Raw genomic sequence first — 15,326 nt, forward strand, 5'->3', positions numbered from 1 at the left:
CCGGGCGGCCCGGGACCTCAGGACAGCGTCGTCGCCACCTGCCGCCACCGTCCGACGGCGTGGGCGAGGGGGAACGTCAACCACGGCACCGCCGTCGCGACGATGCCAGCAGCCACCGGTAGGTCGAGTGCGACGAGGCTGAGCACCAGGACGGACAGTGACGTCCCGAGGGTCAACAGCCGGACGAGCATGAGCTCGCGCCAGGGACGGCGGTACCGCATGTACGCCGTCGTGGTCGACGCGAGCCACAGTCCGACCGCGAGTGGCAGCACGGCACCGGCGGAGGTCGTGTGGACGGTGTGGAGCGGGGCGCCGGGAGCGGTGAGCGCCGGCAGCACGACCGCGAGCAGGGCGCCGACCGCCGTCGCGACCGCCGCCGCGAGGCCGCTGACGCGCGCGAGGACGCGCAGCGAGTCCGAGCGACGGTCCGGCGCGGAACCGGATCGGGCGAGGTCGGCATCCCGTCGGAACCGAGCCACCAGCAGCGGCGACACGGCGACGAGCGCCATCTGCAACGGACCGGCGAACAACGTCGTGCTGGTCCGGACGGCCCCAGCGGCCGCGAGTCCGCTCGTCCAGCCGACCACGGTCACCACCGTCGCGGTGGTGCACCCCACCAGGAACCCGTCGAGCGCCATCCACGGCACGTCATGCCCGAGTGTGTCGAGGTACGCACGGACACCGACCGGCCGGGCCGCCGTGCGCCGTCCCGCCAGGAGGAGCGCGGCAGCTCCCCAGGTCGCCGTGGCCAGGGTCCACGCGACGACGGTCGTCCGCGCGTCCTGGGCGTCGCGATCGAGGGGGACCGTGACGCCGGCGCCGACCAGCAGCACCACCAGGTGCAGCGCATCGCCCGCTGCTGCTCGGCGGAAGCGGCCACAGGCGACCTCGACGGTCCGCAGTGCGTTCCAGGACGCCGCCCCGACGAGCGCTGCGGACAGGGGCAGGGCGGTCGCGCTGATGTGGAGTGCGACCGCCACGACGGCGACGATCACGGCCGCAGGGAGTGCGGCGACGGCCTGCAGGCGGACGCCGGCGGACCGGTGGCCCTCGGCGGCGTCCCGGTCACCAGCGCACCAGGTGAGGACGGGTTGCGTCACCCCGGCGACGGTGCCGACCGCGACGTAGTGCACGGAGAGGGCGATCGCGAGTGCTCCCCAGTGCTGCGGCGTCAGCACCAGGGTGCCCAGGGCGGCGAGGACGAGCTGCCCCGAGCTCAGCAGGACCTGGGCCGCCAACGGCCAGCGGAGTACGCGCATTGGTGCAATCTAACGTATCGTATTGACATGTCGAACTCCGACCTCGCCTCGTTCGCCGCACTCCCCCGTCGTTCGATCACCGGTGTCCCGGTGGTCGTCGCCGACCGAGCTCGAGCGGTCGACCAGCTCGTCGACCTCGCGCTCGCCGGCCAGCCCGGCGACGTGCACCTCGCCAACTCGTACGTCCTCTCGCTCGCCGTGCGCGACCCCGAGTACCGGCGGGTCCTCGTCGAGTCCGCCGCCGTCTACCCGGACGGGAAGCCACTGTCCTGGGTGTCACGACTCCTGCCGGGCCCGCGGCTCTCGCAGGTCCGCGGACCGTCGCTGTTCCCGGACGTGCTCGACCGAGGACGCGAGCGAGGCGTGCGCCACTACCTCCTGGGGAACACCGACGCCGTCCTCGCGACCATGCGGGTCGAGCTCGAACGGCGGTACCCCGGGGTGCGGATCGTCGGGTCGCACCGGTCGTACTTCCGCCCGATGACCCCCGACGAGGTCCGCGCCCAGGACGACGACATCCGCGCTGCCGCGCCCGACATCGTCTGGGTCGGCCTCGGCACGCCGCTCCAGGACACCGAGACGCGGCGGCTCGCACGGGAACTCGGTGTCCTCGCGGTCGGCGTCGGTGTCGTGTTCGACTTCGTGGCGGGGACCAAGGCCGAGGCGCCGGCCTGGACCACCCGGCTCGGGGTCGAGTGGCTGTTCCGTCTCTGCACGGAGCCGCGGCGGTTGTGGCGCCGGTACCTCATCGGCAACGCGGTCTTCGTCGGGGCCGTGCTCCGGCAACTCGTCTCACGAGGTCGAGCGTGACCCGGGTGACCACGGTGTGGCCGGACGTCCTCGTCGTCAGCCAGGTCCCGCCGCCGCTGCACGGGCAGACGCTCATGACGAAGCGCACGCTCGACCTGCTGGCTCGTGCCGGGTGTCGGCTCCGACTCGTCGACCGGCGGTTCAGCCGGACGATCGACGAAGTCGGAGCGGTCGGGGTGCGCAAGGTGCTCGCTGCGTTCGGGCTCGTCGGTCGCCTGGTCGGACGGGTCCTCCGCCGCCGCCCCGACGTCGTCGTCCTCTTCGCGACGACCCGTCCGGTGTCCTTCGCCGTCGACGTCGTGCTCGTGCGGACGCTCCGTGTGCTGCGGGTCCCCGTCGTGCTGAGCGTCCACTCGATCGGTTTCTGCGCCATCGCGTCGCGGAGTCGCATCGGCAGCGCGGCCGTGCGGAGCATGCTCGGGGCTGTTGCGGCGGTGGTCTGTCTGGGGCCGTCCCTCGCCGGGGACGTCCGACCGTTCGTCCGCCCGGAACGGATCCGGGTCATCCGGAACACCCCGACGGAGGTCCCGTCCATCGTCGAGCGCGGGCACGACGACCGCTGTCGGACGGTGCTCTGGCTCTCGAACGTGATGCCCGGCAAGGGTGCTGAGGTGTTCGCCGAGGTGGCCTGCGCACTCGGAGCCCAGGAGGACGTCGAGTACCGGATGGTCGGCCCCGTCGCCGACCATGGGACCGCCGAAGCGGTCCGGGAACGCGTCGCCCGCGGCGACCTCGACGGACGGTTCCGGATGGTCGGTGCGGTGTACGACGACGCGAAGTGGGCGGCACTCCGTTCCGCCTCGGTGCTCGCGTTCACGTCGGAACTCGACGAAGCACAGCCGCTGACGATCGTGGAGGCCATGGCCTGCGGTCTCCCGGTCGTCGCCTTCGACCGTGGCGGGATCGCCGACGTCGTCGAGCACGGCGTCACCGGACTCCTCGCACCCCCCGGAGACACCGCCACCTTCACCGACCACGTCCGGAGCGTCCTCGACGACCCGGCGCTCGCCGCCCGACTGCGCCGGGGGGCATTCGAGGCCTACGCCGCGCGTCACGCTCCCGCAGCGCACGTCCGGGCCTGGCGGGAACTCCTCGACGAGTTCCCCGTCACCCCACCGACCACGACCGCCTCCAGGAGGAACGCATGACCACCACCCACCCCACCGTCCTCGTCACCGGCGGCGCCGGCTTCATCGGCTGCGCGCTGTCACGGCTGCTCGCACCGGCGTCCGCACGGTGGGTCGCCGTCGACTCCCTGCACCCCCAGGTGCACGCCGACCGCCGCCGCCCGGCCGCACTCCACCCCGGTGCCGAATTCGTCGTCGCCGACGTCACCGCCTCGGAGACATGGGACACGCTCCTGCCGGAGCTCCGTCCGGACGTGGTGGTGCACCTCGCCGCCGAGACCGGGACCGCGCAGTCCCTCGACGCGGCCACCCGTCACGCGGACGTCAACGTCTGTGGCACCACGGTCATGCTCGACGCCCTCGGTCGTCACGGCACCCTGCCGAGCAGGATCGTCCTCGCGAGCAGTCGCGCGGTCTACGGCGAGGGGGACTGGCGCGAGCGGGACACCGACCGCATCGTCCAGCCCGGCCAGCGGACGCACGACCAGCTCGAAGCGGGCGTCTGGGACCACCCGGGCGCCGTCTCCGTCCCGTCCGACGCCCGGCGGACCGTGCCGGCGCCCACGAGCGTCTACGGCGCGACGAAGCTCGCGCAGGAGCACGTCCTCGGAGCCTGGTGTGGCGCACGCGAGGTGGGACTCTCGGTCCTCAGACTGCAGAACGTCTACGGGCCCGGTCAGTCGCTCACCAACCCGTACACCGGCATCGTGTCGCTGTTCTCCCAACTCGCCCGACGGGGAGAGTCGATCCCGGTGTACGAGGACGGCGCCATCGTGCGCGACTTCGTGCACATCGACGACGTCGCCCGTGCGCTCGCCGCCGCGGTGACCGGCGGTCCCGAGGTCGAGGGGACGCCGATCGACATCGGCTCCGGCGTCGGGACGACGATCCGCGACCTCGCCACCCGGATCGCGGACTTCCACGGCGCCCCTGCCCCTCGGGTCACTGGTGCGTACCGTGACGGGGACGTCCGTGCTGCGTCCTGCATGATCACGGCGGCGGCGGAGCGCCTCGGATGGACGCCTGCGTGGTCCGTCGAGGACGGAGTCGCTGACCTGCAGGCGTGGATCGACCGCTGCCTGCGCGAGGACCTCCCCGCCCTGGTGTGACGCGGGCGTCAGCGTACGACGAAGGGCTCGGCCGTGACGGCCGAGCCCTTCGTCGTGTGGAACGACCCGCAGTCAGTGGCCTTCCGGAGCCGGACCGACGATGTTCGTCCGCCCCTGGTCGTCGGTCTCCGGTGAGGACGGGGTGACGATGCGGTTGCCCTCGGACTCGGCGTCGAACGACACGGTGTCGACCTTCGCGGCCCGGACGTAGTTCAGGTCTCCGGACACGGCGATGCGCTCGAGGTCACGGCCGGCGGTGACCTGCGTGTTCGACGCGTGGATCTCGAGCGACGTGCACGAGCCGTCGAGCCGGACCGTTGCGCCGTCCTGGTCCACGACCGCCGTGCCGTCCTTGCAGGAGACGGGCTTCGACGACGAGGCCGACGACGAGGCCGATGCGGACGGGGACGTCGTCGGACGGGGATCGTCGCCTCCGGAGCACGCGGAGAGGGTCGTGAGCAGGGCCAGGCCGACGGCGACGGCTGCTGCGCGGGTGGGGACGGTGGAGTGCTTCATGGGCGGGTGCCTTCCGTGTGGTTGGTGGACGAGGCCGACGGGACCGGGAGGTCAGCCGGCGCAGTTCCCCGTCGCGGTGCCGTGCCGAGCGACAGTCCGACGAGGACTGCGGTCGAACCGATCGCGAACGGGTAGATCAGGGTGTTGTCCGTGACGGCGGTCGCCAGGAGGGCGAGGAGCGCCGAGAGTGCGGCCCAGTGCACGGGGCGATCGGTGGCCCTGGCGGCGCTGCCGATCCGGACCAGCAGCGTGACCATCGCCAGGGCGAAGAGGCTCACGCCGATCCAGCCGGTGTCGTGCAGCAGCCGGAGCCAGTCGTTGTGGGGCTGCCGGACCTCGATGAACGTGTCGGTCACCAGCTGGGCGGCGCTCCCCGGACCGTGTCCGAGGAGTGGGGCGCTCCGTGCGTGGTCGGCGACGGCCGCCCAGATCTTCGCGCGTCCCGAGGTGTTGATCGTGACGCCGCCGACCGACGCGTTGTCGCCCGCCGAGAACCGGGCCGCGAAGGACGGCACGAACGAGTACAGGGCGATGAACCCGGCGGTGGCGACGCTGACTGCGACGACCGCGAGGCCCGTGCGCCGGCCTCGCGGCCGCCGGGTGACGAGCGCCACGAGCATGAGGATGGCCACGACCGACGCAGTCCGCGACAGGCTCGCGACGATGCCCAGGGTGACGACGAGCGGTGCGGCGCGGAGCGGCAGCGGGCCACTCCGCAGGGCGACCGCGGCGGCGAGCAGCGGCAGCGCGGCGAGTGCGTAGGAGCGGACGCCGTCGGTCAGGAAGCCGAGGACGTGCTGCGCCGCGAACAGGGCGGTGGCGGCGAGGCCGGCCACGGTGAACCACCGCAGCGCGCGCTCGGCACCGATCGGGTCCACCCGCCGTGCGACGAACGCGGGCACGAGCAGCAGGATCGCGTACGCGGCGACGTTCTGCAGGCCGTCGGAGCTCGGTGCGAACACGGCGCGACCGAACGCGAGTGCCACGAAGAGGACGGCGGGCGTGGGCACCAGGTGCCCGCTGCCGACGAGCATCGGCGCGAGGGCGATGCACGAGCCCGCCGCCGTCGCGGTGATGACGGCGCTCGCAGAGGCCGGCCCGAGGTGCAGTTCCGACGTCGCACCTGCGAGGACCCCGACCACGGCGGCGAGCACGACGATGACGGACGACGACCGCGCGTGCTCGATCCCGTCCGTTTCCTCGTGCATAACGAATGTTAGTATATCACAATGACACCGAGCGCCCCGGACCCGCCCGCGCCCCGCTTCTCGATCGTCGTGGCCGCGTTCGACGCGGCGACGACCCTGCGCCGCGCGGTGGACAGCTGCCTCGCGCAGGAGGTGGCTGGTGGCTTCGAGGTCCTCGTGGTCGACGACGGCTCGACCGACGGCACCGCTTCCGTCATCGCCTCGTACGGCTCTGCCGTCCGCGGGATCACCCTCGACCGCAACCGAGGGCGGTCGGCTGCGCGCAACACTGCGATCACCGCCGCCCGGGGATCGGTCATCGTCCCGTGCGACGCGGACGACCGCATGCTCCCGGGCCGGCTGGCCGCACACGCCGCCGCCCTGGACGCACACCCCGAGGCGCGGGCGGTGTTCGGCCGGTCGCTCGGCGTCCATCCGCGCGGGACACGACCGTGGCCGGTCATGCCCGACACCCCCGGGGGTGTCGACGCTGTCTTCGCCCGGGGTCGGATGGGCGTCAACCACCCGGCGTGCGCGTTCCGCCGCGACTGGTGGGAGGCGCTCGGCGGCTACGACGAGTCCGTGCGGGTCGCGGAGGACTTCGACCTGTTCCTCCGCGGCTGGTCGACAGGCGCCTACGTGCCGCACGACGAGCTGGTCATCGAGTACACCATCGACGGGCGCTTCCCGGACTGGTCCTACTGGTGGGAGAACGAGCGGCACCGCCGTGCCGTCGTGGCGCGTGCCGCGCACCCGACGGAACCGTTCGCGGATCACCTGCGCCGGGCCTCCCGTCCGGTGGTGCGCGGACTGGAGGCGCTGCACTGGTCCGCCTCGTCGGTCCGGGACCGCCTCTCTCGCTGAGCGCGGGTACCACATGATGAAGGCCCCCTCCGCGGTGCGGAGGGGGCCTTCATCATGTGTGCACGATCAGTTGGCGGTGATCGTGATGTGGACGGTGTGCTCGTCGACGTCCTGGTCGTTGAGTACCTGGACGAACTTCAGGGTGTGCTCGCCGACCGAGAGGTCCTTCGGGCTGATCTCGCCGAACCAGCCCTCGCCGTTGGCGGTGACGGTCGTGATCGTCGTGCCGTCGGTGTCCTCGATGCGGACCTTCGCACCCGGGGTCGCCCAGCCGATGAAGGACGGCTTCGGCCACCAGTTCGTGTAGCCCTCGGTCGGAGCCTCGATCCGCAGCGGGTCTGCCCCGATCGTGTACTTCGTGGTGGTCTCCGTCGTGGCGTTGTTGAACGTCTGGCGGAAGTGCAACGTGTGCTCGCCCAGGGACAGTGCCTGCTGACTCACGATGCCGAACCAGCCCTCGTCGTTCGCCGTGGTGCGGGCGAGGACGGTGCTGCCGTCGGTGTCGAGCACGTCGATCGCGGCGCCCGGGGTCGCCCAGCCGATGTAGGACGGGTTCGGCCACCAGCTCGAGCCGCCGTCAGCAGGGGCCTCGATACGGAACGGCTTGTGCGCGATGGTGAGGTCCACGCTCACGCTGTTCGTGGCACCGTTGGCGGTCTGGGTGAAGGTGAGCGTGTGCTTGCCGTTCGCCAGGGCCTTCGTGCTGTTCGCGCCGAACCAGCCGTCGGCGTTGATCGTCTCGGTGCCGAGCGTGTTGCCCTGCTCGTCCGTGACGTTCACGGTCGCGCCTGGGGTGCCCCAACCGATCAGGGACGGGTTCGGCCACCACGCGGTGCTGCCGTTGACGGGCTGCTCGATCGTGAGGTCACGGATGGAGTCGATCGTGACGGTGCGGGTGATGGTCTCCGTCGTGCCGCCGGGCTTCGTCTGGGTGATGACGAAGGTGTGCACGCCGTCCTTGAGTTCGGCGGTGCTGACCTTGCCCCACCAGCCGTTGCCGTCGACGGTGGTCTCGCCGATCACGGGACCGCCCTGGCCGTCGGTGACCTTCACGGTCGAGTCCGCGGTGCCCCAGCCCATGAAGTAGGGGGAGCGGTTCGCGGTCGTGGTGTTGTCCGCCGGCGTCTCGACGCTGAACTGCTTCGAGATGCCCGCCGGCTTCGTGACGGTGACACCGGCCTTCCCCGACGCCGTGAACCCTCCGAGGTTGCTGGTGCCGCTCACGGTGAACGTGGCGTCACCGGTGCCGGCAGCAGTGCCCTCGATGGGCAGGCTCCAGCGGGCCTTCTGGCCCGCGCCGCGTGCCCAGCCGTCCTTCGTGTTCAACGTGACGACGGCCTTCGCGCCGCCGTCCTTCACGGTCACCGTCGCGGTGGAGTTGCCGTCGGTCTGCCACTGGTCGTTGCCGTCGAGGTACTGGCTCTTCGAGGAGCCCTGGACGAACTTGGTCCCTGCCGGAGCGGTCACCTCGAACGTGGTGTCCTTCAGCGAGGTGAGCGAGTCGGCCGCTTCGAGGCCGAGGAACAGGTCCTTCGTCTCACCGACCTCCATCGCGACGTCGAACCCGAGCGCGTCGGTGGTGACACCGCCGTTCTCGGCCTTCACCGTGGTGCTCGTCGTGCCCTCCGCCCGGTAGTCGCCCTTCGAGCTGTCGCCGGCGTAGACGAAGCCGAGCTCGCCCGTGCCCGCGGCAGCGTCGGCCGGGGTGTCGACCTTGACGGTGTAGCGGTACTCCTGGCCGGCGGGCAGCTCGGTTGCCCCGCTGTCGACGTCGAACGTCAGCTTCTTGCCGCCGTCGGAGAGAGTGCCGTTCTTGAGGTCGAGGGCCGTGTTCGGCGTCCACGAGCCGGTGTCGCCGGTGCGGACCTCGGCGGCGACGTCCGTCTGGCCGTCCGCGAAGGTGGTGCCGGCCGGAGCGTCGAGCTCGACCGTGCCCTTCATGTCGGAGCGGGCTTCCTTGTTCTCGACCGAGAACGGGACGTCGGTCGTGCCGCCACGCTCGAGCTCGATCGGGCCGTTCTGCTTCGGGACGACGGTGCCGCCGTCGACGATCGTCACCTCGAGGTCCTTTGAATCGTGCTCCTCGCCGTCGATCTTCTGCACGACGTGCAGCGTGTTCGGCCCGGCCTTGAGCCCCTCGACTGTCAGCTCCCACTTTCCGTCGGCGTCCACGGGCGTCGACGCCATACCGACCCAGACGAAGGCGCCAGGCGTCGCCGTCCCCTTGACGACCGCACTCTTTGAGACGTTGTTGACTCTGTCGACGGTTGCGACCATCCCGACTGCTCCGGACAAGTCTCCAGGGAGACCGATCAGGGAATTTGCGCCGGGCTCTTTCGCTGCGAGTACTGCAAATGGAACAGAAGGAAACGAGGCTGTCGCGTAGGTTGAAGAGTTCCGTCCGGCGAACCAGACCCTGTCCGTGCGCGAGTGATCGAATCCGATACCTATATTGGACAATGACCGAAGCTTTCCGTGGTCGATTGTCCATTTTTTGGCATCCTCGAATGTTGAACTAGTCGGTGGCGTATCACACTTCAATGTCTCAGCGCCGCCCTCCCACTGATTATCCCGGTTCAGCTGAACGTAAGCGAACAAACAGCGCTCCGGATACTTTGTCGGGTGCAAGTACCAGTGATCCTGGCCGTCCTCAGACTGACCTGCGAATTCTGCCTGGAATGCGACGGCGCGATGCTGTGCTTCCTCCAATGTCTTTGCGCTGCTCAGGGCGGAGGAGTCGCCTGGATATCCGGACCTGGCTCCGGTCCCGCTGTAGAACCAGTAGGAATTGGATTGTTCCCAGATTAGCGGAAACGTCGCGCCATGATCACCTAGAGAAGGGCTAGCGCCACTTGCTGATGCCGGGTGATTGCTCAACGTAACGCCGCCAGCGAGGGTGGAGAGAGTAACGCCGGTCGCGACGGCCCTCCGGAGGAATGACTTCATGTGAAGAGATGTCTTTCGGATCGAGGCCACGCACGCGGGATCGCGCCGGGCACTGGTCATAGGACATAAGAAATATCAGCATCAGCCTGAAGACCTTCCGAGCGCGATGCCTACGCGAACCTGCGTCCGACCGACGCAACTTCTGCACCCAGGACTTGACGCGCCTCCCTCCCGGAGTAAACTTGAGCCCAACGGACGCAAGTCCGCGTAGACTTCAGCAAGACCAAGTACCCGATCGAAGGAGCACCATCACATGGGACGTGCAGTAGGCATCGACCTCGGAACCACCAACTCCGTCGTCTCCGTTCTCGAGGGCGGCGAGCCCACCGTCATCGCCAACGCCGAGGGGCTCCGCACGACGCCCTCGATCGTGGCGTTCACGAAGGACGGCGAGGTGCTCGTCGGCGAGACCGCGAAGCGCCAGGCCGTCACGAACGTCGACCGCACCATCGCGAGCGTGAAGCGCCACATCGGTACCGACTGGAAGGTCGACATCGACGGCAAGAGCTACACGCCGCAGGAGATCTCGGCCCGTACCCTCGGCAAGCTCAAGCGCGACGCCGAGCAGTACCTCGGTGAGGACGTCACGGACGCGGTCATCACCGTCCCGGCGTACTTCAACGACGCCGAGCGCCAGGCCACCAAGGACGCCGGTGAGATCGCCGGCCTCAACGTCCTGCGCATCATCAACGAGCCGACCGCTGCGGCGCTCGCGTACGGCCTCGACAAGGGCAAGGAAGACGAGCTCATCCTGGTCTTCGACCTCGGTGGCGGCACGTTCGACGTCTCCCTGCTCGAGGTGGGCAAGGACGAGGACTTCTCCACGATCCAGGTCCGCGCGACCTCGGGTGACAACCGCCTCGGCGGCGACGACTGGGACCAGCGCATCGTCGACCACCTCGTCAAGAAGTTCAAGGACGAGCACGGCGTCGACCTGTCGACCGACAAGATCGCGAAGCAGCGCCTCAAGGAGGCCGCCGAGCAGGCGAAGAAGGAGCTGTCGAGCCAGCTCAGCGCGAGCATCCAGCTCCCGTACCTGACGCTCACCGCCGACGGCCCGCTCAACCTCGACGAGACCATCTCGCGCGCGCAGTTCGAGCAGATGACCTCGGACCTGCTCGACCGCACGAAGAAGCCCTTCAACGACGTCATCAAGGAAGCGGGCGTGTCCGTCAACGACATCGCGCACGTCGTCCTCGTCGGTGGCTCGACCCGCATGCCCGCCGTGGCCGAGGTCGTCAAGTCGCTGACCGGTGGCAAGTCGCCGAACCAGGGCGTCAACCCGGACGAGGTCGTCGCCGTCGGTGCCGCGCTCCAGGCCGGTGTCCTGAAGGGCGAGCGCAAGGACGTCCTGCTCATCGACGTCACGCCGCTCTCGCTCGGCATCGAGACCAAGGGCGGCCTGATGACGAAGCTCATCGACCGCAACACCGCGATCCCGACCAAGCGCAGCGAGACCTTCACGACCGCCGACTCGAACCAGCCGTCGGTCGCGATCCAGGTCTTCCAGGGTGAGCGCGAGTTCACCCGCGACAACAAGCCGCTCGGCACCTTCGAGCTGACCGGCATCGCGCCGGCCCCGGCGGGCATCCCGCAGATCGAGGTCACGTTCGACATCGACGCCAACGGCATCGTGCACGTGTCCGCGAAGGACAAGGGCACCGGCAAGGAGCAGTCGATGGTCATCTCCGGCGGCTCGTCGCTGCCGAAGGAGGACATCGAGCGCATGGTCCGCGAGGCCGAGGAGCACGCGGCCGAGGACAAGGCCCGCCGTGAGGCGAGCGAGCGTCGCAACCAGGCCGAGCAGCTCGTCTACTCGATCGAGAAGCTCATCAAGGAGAACGACGACAAGCTGCCCGCGGACGTCAAGTCCGAGGTCCAGGGCGACGTCGACGGCCTCAAGTCCGCGCTCGCGGGTGACGACGACGAGGCCGTGAAGACCGCGTTCGACAAGCTCAACGAGTCGCAGGGCAAGCTCGGACAGGCGATCTACGCGCAGGGCCAGGCAGCTGACGCCGCCGGTGATGCGGGTGCAGGCGCCGGTGCCGAGGGCCAGACCACCGGTGACGACGAGGACATCGTCGACGCCGAGGTCGTGGACGACGACGACAACGACAAGAAGTAGGACACATGACCACCAGCAACGAGAACCCGCAGGACCCGCAGCACGACGGCGCCGACCTGCCTGGAGGCTCGGCTGACGGTGGGCAGACCGGTTCCGGCCCGGCGGATGGTTCCGCCGGGCCCGCCGGGTCCGCCCCCCAGGGTGGGCAGGCACAGGGCGGCCAGGCACAGGGCGGACGGGCGCAGGGCAACCCGGCCGAGGGCTCCGAGGACGGCGCGACGGCTGACGTCGACGGCACCGAGGACCTCATCGAGGCCGAGGGTCCGGACGTCGAGGTGTCGACGGACGCCCCGCCGGCGAACGATCTCAGCCCCGAGGACGAGGCGCTCCTGGCCGATGCAGCGACCGGCATCGCCGAGGACCGGCTCTCGCCGTCCGACCGCGACCTCGTCGGCGAGATGCGGACGGACATGCTCCGCGCCCAGGCCGAGCTCGTGAACTTCCGGAAGCGCGTCGAGCGTGACCGGGACGCCAACCGCGAAGCCGTCATCGCCGAGGTCGTGCGTGCACTGCTCCCGGCCCTCGACGACCTGAACCGCGCCGAGTCCCACGGCGACCTCGCCGAGGGACCGATGCAGGTCATCGCCCAGAAGCTCCGCAGCGGGTTCGACAAGTTCAAGCTCGTGCAGATCGGCGAGAAGGGCGAGACCTTCGACCCCAACGTGCACGAGGCGATCGTCCAGCTGCCCACGCCGGGAGCGACCGGCCAGACCGTGGCGGACGTCGTGGAGCCGGGCTACAAGCTCGGTGACCGCGTGCTCCGTGCGGCCAAGGTCGCCGTGGCGGTGCCGGCCTGAGGGTCGGCGACGGTGGAAGGGAGGTGAGCCGTGGCCAGTCAGCACTGGTTCGACAAGGACTTCTACGCAGTGCTCGGGGTGTCGAAGGACGCCTCCGAGGCTGACCTGAAGAAGACGTACCGGAAGCTCGCGCGGCAGTACCACCCGGACTCCAACCCGGGTGACGCTGCTGCCGAGTCGAAGTTCAAGGAGATCAGCGAGGCGTACTCGGTGCTCTCCGACAAGGAGCAGCGCAAGGAGTACGACCAGGTCCGCGCGATGGGCTCCGGCGCTCGCTTCACCTCGGGTGGTGCGGGCGGCCAGGGCGGCTTCGAGGACGTGTTCGGCGGCATGTTCGGCGGAGGCGGCGGCGGACAGCGCGTCCGGTTCGGCCAGGGCGGTGCAGGCGGGTTCGAGGACATCCTCGGCGGCATGTTCGGCGGGGGCGGCTTCGGCCAGAACTCCGGCGGCTTCCGCGGCTTCGGCGGACCGACGAAGGGGCGTGACGTCACCGCGACGACCACGCTTGACTTCGCCACCGCGATCGCCGGGGACACCGTCAAGCTCGCGCAGGGCAACGGCCGACCGGTCAGCGTCCGCATCCCCGCGGGTGTCGCCGACGGCCAGAAGATCCGGTTGCGTGGTCGAGGTGAACAGAGCCCCGACGGCGGCGAGGCCGGCGACCTGGTGGTCACCGTCTCCGTCCGCAAGCACCCGGTGTTCGAGCGCGACGGGCAGAACCTCCGCGTGGACGTCCCCGTGACGTTCGTCGAGGCGGCGCTCGGCGCCACGATCCAGGTGCCCACACTCGGCGGCGAACCCGTCAAGCTGCGGGTCGCCCCGGGGACACCCTCGGGTCGGGTCCTCCGGGTCAAGGGCCGGGGCGTCCCGGGCAAGAACGGCACCGGTGACCTGCTCGCCACCGTCCAGGTCGCCGTACCGTCCCACCTCTCCGACAAGGCCCGCGCGGCGCTCGACGCCCTCGCGGACGCGCTGCCGGACGAGGACCCCCGCGAGGACCTCCTCGCGAAGGCGCGCGGCTAGCCGCGCACCGAACCGCACTGCACGACCGGCCTGGAGGCTCGGCGCGGCTCCGTCAGGGACCCGCGCCGAGCCTCCAGGCCGGCAGGGTGGGCGCGCCGCCGGCGCGTCCCGTCACGACCGGTGGTGCGGGCACAGACTGGTCCCGCACCACGCGCACGACGGAAGGAGCGCTCGATGACCGAGATGGACGAGAACTCGCCCGTCTTCGCGATCGCGGTCGCGGCGGAACTCGCCGAGATGCACCCGCAGACCCTGCGGCAGTACGACCGGCTCGGCCTCGTCGTGCCCGGGCGCACCCGTGGCGGGTCGCGGCGGTACTCGATGCGCGACATCACCCAGCTCCGCGAGATCGCGCGGCTCGGGTCCGAGGGTGTGTCCCTCGAGGGGATCCGGCGGGTGCTCGACCTCGAGAACGAGAACGCACAGCTGCGCACCCGTGTCCGGGAGCTCGAACGGGCACTCGCCGACCAGCTCATCAGCCGTCCGGGTGCCCGGGTGTTCGCCGCGACGACGACCGGCGCCGCGGTGCCCCTGCGGGCCGGCATGCGGCCGCAGCGGAACACCGCCGTGGTGCTGTACCGCCCGCAGCGCTGACCCGCTCGCCCTGTTCGACGGTGCCCGTCAGCAGTCGAGCGGCGGATCTGCGAGCGAGCGGGCCGCACTGCCCGCGGCACTACACGGCCCGGAACCGTCGGGCCGCTCGTCCGCCGGGACGCACCGATCGATCGTCCGGCGACGTGCTCGGACGGAGCGGATGACCTGGCGGATGCACTCCTGGCACACGGTCAGCGCTCCGCATGTCCTCGGAGCGGGTCGTCGTCCCCGTCACCGGCGTCTGCGCGATCCGGGTCCGGCAGCAGGTGCACCGCCCAGGTCGCTCGCTCCGCCAGCCGTCCCGCCCGTCCACGGCGATCCGCAGCGCGACGACACCGTTGCGGATGTGCTCCCACGGCAGTGCCTCGTGCAGCCGGTCGTTCCGCAGCCGGAAGGTCAGGCCGTCGAGTGAGCTGAGCAACGCCGCCGACAGCATCGGGTTGTGGCACTCGTTGATGAAGGTCCGGTAGACCGGCGTCGCCGCGTCAGCCGTCGGCATCCACCCCGGCTCCTGCATGCAGTCGAGCAGGACGCCGAGACGACGGAACAGCGAGGACCGTGACCGGTCGCTCAGCGACGGGACGGCGAGCCGCACCACACCGCCGAACAGGAGCCCCAGGGCCTGCAGCGCGGGGAGGACGTCCTCGTCCCGCGGCACCGCCACGCGTGTGTACCGGTTCGCCCGCAGTTCGACCAGACCGAGGCGACCCAGGTCCGCGAGGGCCTCCCGCACCGGCGTCCGTGAACACCCGAGCTGCAGCGCGAGTTCGTCGTCGTCGAGTCGTTGGCCGGGACGGAGCCGTCCGCTGATGATCTCCGCACGCAGACGCTCACGAGCGACGTCACGGAGCAGGGTCTTCGTCCCGGGGGTGGGTCGCGCTACGAACATCGGCCCCTCTCGCGGTGCTGCGGAGCCCGGGCGGTCCGGGCGTGTTCCGAGCGTACGACTCCTGCTGCGTGCTGTCGCGT

13 protein-coding genes are annotated in these 15,326 nt (G+C 70.4%); 8 read left to right on the forward strand and 5 right to left on the reverse strand.

The features are described from left to right. Nucleotides 1-17: 17 nt before the first annotated feature. On the reverse strand, nt 18-1,259 hold the full coding sequence (locus tag DEI84_RS15695; protein ID WP_181420409.1) for a hypothetical protein: 1,242 nt from the start codon (nt 1,257-1,259) through the stop codon (nt 18-20). 27 nt (nt 1,260-1,286) lie between these two features. Between DEI84_RS15695 and DEI84_RS15700 the strand changes: the two genes are divergently transcribed. From DEI84_RS15700 to DEI84_RS09835, 3 genes are read left to right on the forward strand one after another with little or no spacing between them, the layout of a single operon-like run. Beyond that, entirely contained in the window at nt 1,287-2,069 is a 783-nt protein-coding gene (locus DEI84_RS15700) for a WecB/TagA/CpsF family glycosyltransferase (protein ID WP_181420410.1), read from the forward strand. Then, entirely contained in the window at nt 2,066-3,217 is a 1,152-nt protein-coding gene (locus tag DEI84_RS09830; protein ID WP_110890672.1) for a glycosyltransferase family 4 protein, read from the forward strand. Before DEI84_RS15700 ends, DEI84_RS09830 begins: the two co-directional genes overlap by 4 nt. Continuing rightward, entirely contained in the window at nt 3,214-4,305 is a 1,092-nt protein-coding gene (locus DEI84_RS09835) for an NAD(P)-dependent oxidoreductase (protein ID WP_110890673.1), read from the forward strand. The genes DEI84_RS09830 and DEI84_RS09835 overlap by 4 nt, the downstream gene beginning before the upstream one ends. Before the next feature lie 72 nt (nt 4,306-4,377). Here DEI84_RS09835 and DEI84_RS09840 read toward each other — a convergent pair whose 3' ends face one another. Further along, a complete protein-coding gene (locus DEI84_RS09840; RefSeq protein ID WP_110890674.1) occupies nt 4,378-4,821 on the reverse strand; it encodes a hypothetical protein in 444 nt (147 codons plus the stop codon). Next, nucleotides 4,818-6,029 (reverse strand): O-antigen ligase, encoded by a 1,212-nt coding sequence (locus DEI84_RS09845; RefSeq protein ID WP_110890675.1) that lies wholly within the window; start codon nt 6,027-6,029, stop codon nt 4,818-4,820. The genes DEI84_RS09840 and DEI84_RS09845 overlap by 4 nt, the downstream gene beginning before the upstream one ends. Nucleotides 6,030-6,050: 21 nt before the next feature. Between DEI84_RS09845 and DEI84_RS09850 the strand changes: the two genes are divergently transcribed. After that, the gene (locus DEI84_RS09850) at nt 6,051-6,872 is read left to right on the forward strand and encodes a glycosyltransferase (protein WP_110890676.1); all 822 of its coding nucleotides are present in this window, start codon (nt 6,051-6,053) and stop codon (nt 6,870-6,872) included. Nucleotides 6,873-6,938: 66 nt separating this feature from the next. Here the strand turns inward: DEI84_RS09850 and DEI84_RS09855 are convergent, their stop codons facing one another. Further along, the gene (locus DEI84_RS09855; protein ID WP_146236345.1) at nt 6,939-9,149 is read right to left on the reverse strand and encodes an Ig-like domain-containing protein; all 2,211 of its coding nucleotides are present in this window, start codon (nt 9,147-9,149) and stop codon (nt 6,939-6,941) included. A 922-nt stretch (nt 9,150-10,071) separates the two neighbouring features. On the opposite strand from DEI84_RS09855, the gene dnaK reads away from it, so the two are divergent. The 4 genes from dnaK (at nt 10,072) to DEI84_RS09875 (ending at nt 14,357) form a co-directional block, all read left to right on the forward strand. Next, nucleotides 10,072-11,943: a molecular chaperone DnaK gene (gene dnaK / locus DEI84_RS09860; RefSeq protein ID WP_110890678.1), complete on the forward strand. Its 1,872-nt coding sequence runs from the start codon at nt 10,072-10,074 to the stop codon at nt 11,941-11,943. A 5-nt stretch (nt 11,944-11,948) separates the two neighbouring features. Further along, on the forward strand, nt 11,949-12,740 hold the full coding sequence (locus tag DEI84_RS09865; RefSeq protein ID WP_110890679.1) for a nucleotide exchange factor GrpE: 792 nt from the start codon (nt 11,949-11,951) through the stop codon (nt 12,738-12,740). Between the two features lie 30 nt (nt 12,741-12,770). Further along, entirely contained in the window at nt 12,771-13,763 is a 993-nt protein-coding gene (locus DEI84_RS09870) for a DnaJ C-terminal domain-containing protein (RefSeq protein WP_110890680.1), read from the forward strand. Nucleotides 13,764-13,946: 183 nt separating this feature from the next. Continuing rightward, nucleotides 13,947-14,357 (forward strand): heat shock protein transcriptional repressor HspR, encoded by a 411-nt coding sequence (locus DEI84_RS09875; protein ID WP_110823945.1) that lies wholly within the window; start codon nt 13,947-13,949, stop codon nt 14,355-14,357. 79 nt (nt 14,358-14,436) lie between these two features. On the opposite strand, the gene DEI84_RS09880 is transcribed toward DEI84_RS09875, so the two are convergent. Then, nucleotides 14,437-15,246, reverse strand: coding sequence for a GntR family transcriptional regulator (locus DEI84_RS09880; protein ID WP_110890681.1), 810 nt, complete (start codon nt 15,244-15,246; stop codon nt 14,437-14,439). Between the last annotated feature and the right edge of the window lie 80 nt (nt 15,247-15,326).

It is taken from the genome of Curtobacterium sp. MCBD17_023, assembly GCF_003224415.1.
Classification (GTDB): domain Bacteria; phylum Actinomycetota; class Actinomycetes; order Actinomycetales; family Microbacteriaceae; genus Curtobacterium.

Bases quoted from the DNA above. Each gene is read 5' to 3' on its own strand.
- dnaK (WP_110890678.1), top strand. From the start codon at position 10,072: ATGGGACGTGCAGTAGGCATCGACCTCGGAACCACCAACTCCGTCGTC.
- DEI84_RS09855 (WP_146236345.1), bottom strand. From the start codon at position 9,149: ATGGTCGCAACCGTCGACAGAGTCAACAACGTCTCAAAGAGTGCGGTC.
- DEI84_RS09840 (WP_110890674.1), bottom strand. From the start codon at position 4,821: ATGAAGCACTCCACCGTCCCCACCCGCGCAGCAGCCGTCGCCGTCGGC.
- DEI84_RS09865 (WP_110890679.1), top strand. From the start codon at position 11,949: ATGACCACCAGCAACGAGAACCCGCAGGACCCGCAGCACGACGGCGCC.
- DEI84_RS15700 (WP_181420410.1), top strand. From the start codon at position 1,287: ATGTCGAACTCCGACCTCGCCTCGTTCGCCGCACTCCCCCGTCGTTCG.
- DEI84_RS09835 (WP_110890673.1), top strand. From the start codon at position 3,214: ATGACCACCACCCACCCCACCGTCCTCGTCACCGGCGGCGCCGGCTTC.
- DEI84_RS09875 (WP_110823945.1), top strand. From the start codon at position 13,947: ATGGACGAGAACTCGCCCGTCTTCGCGATCGCGGTCGCGGCGGAACTC.
- DEI84_RS09850 (WP_110890676.1), top strand. From the start codon at position 6,051: ATGACACCGAGCGCCCCGGACCCGCCCGCGCCCCGCTTCTCGATCGTC.
- DEI84_RS15695 (WP_181420409.1), bottom strand. From the start codon at position 1,259: ATGCGCGTACTCCGCTGGCCGTTGGCGGCCCAGGTCCTGCTGAGCTCG.
- DEI84_RS09845 (WP_110890675.1), bottom strand. From the start codon at position 6,029: ATGCACGAGGAAACGGACGGGATCGAGCACGCGCGGTCGTCGTCCGTC.
- DEI84_RS09880 (WP_110890681.1), bottom strand. From the start codon at position 15,246: ATGTTCGTAGCGCGACCCACCCCCGGGACGAAGACCCTGCTCCGTGAC.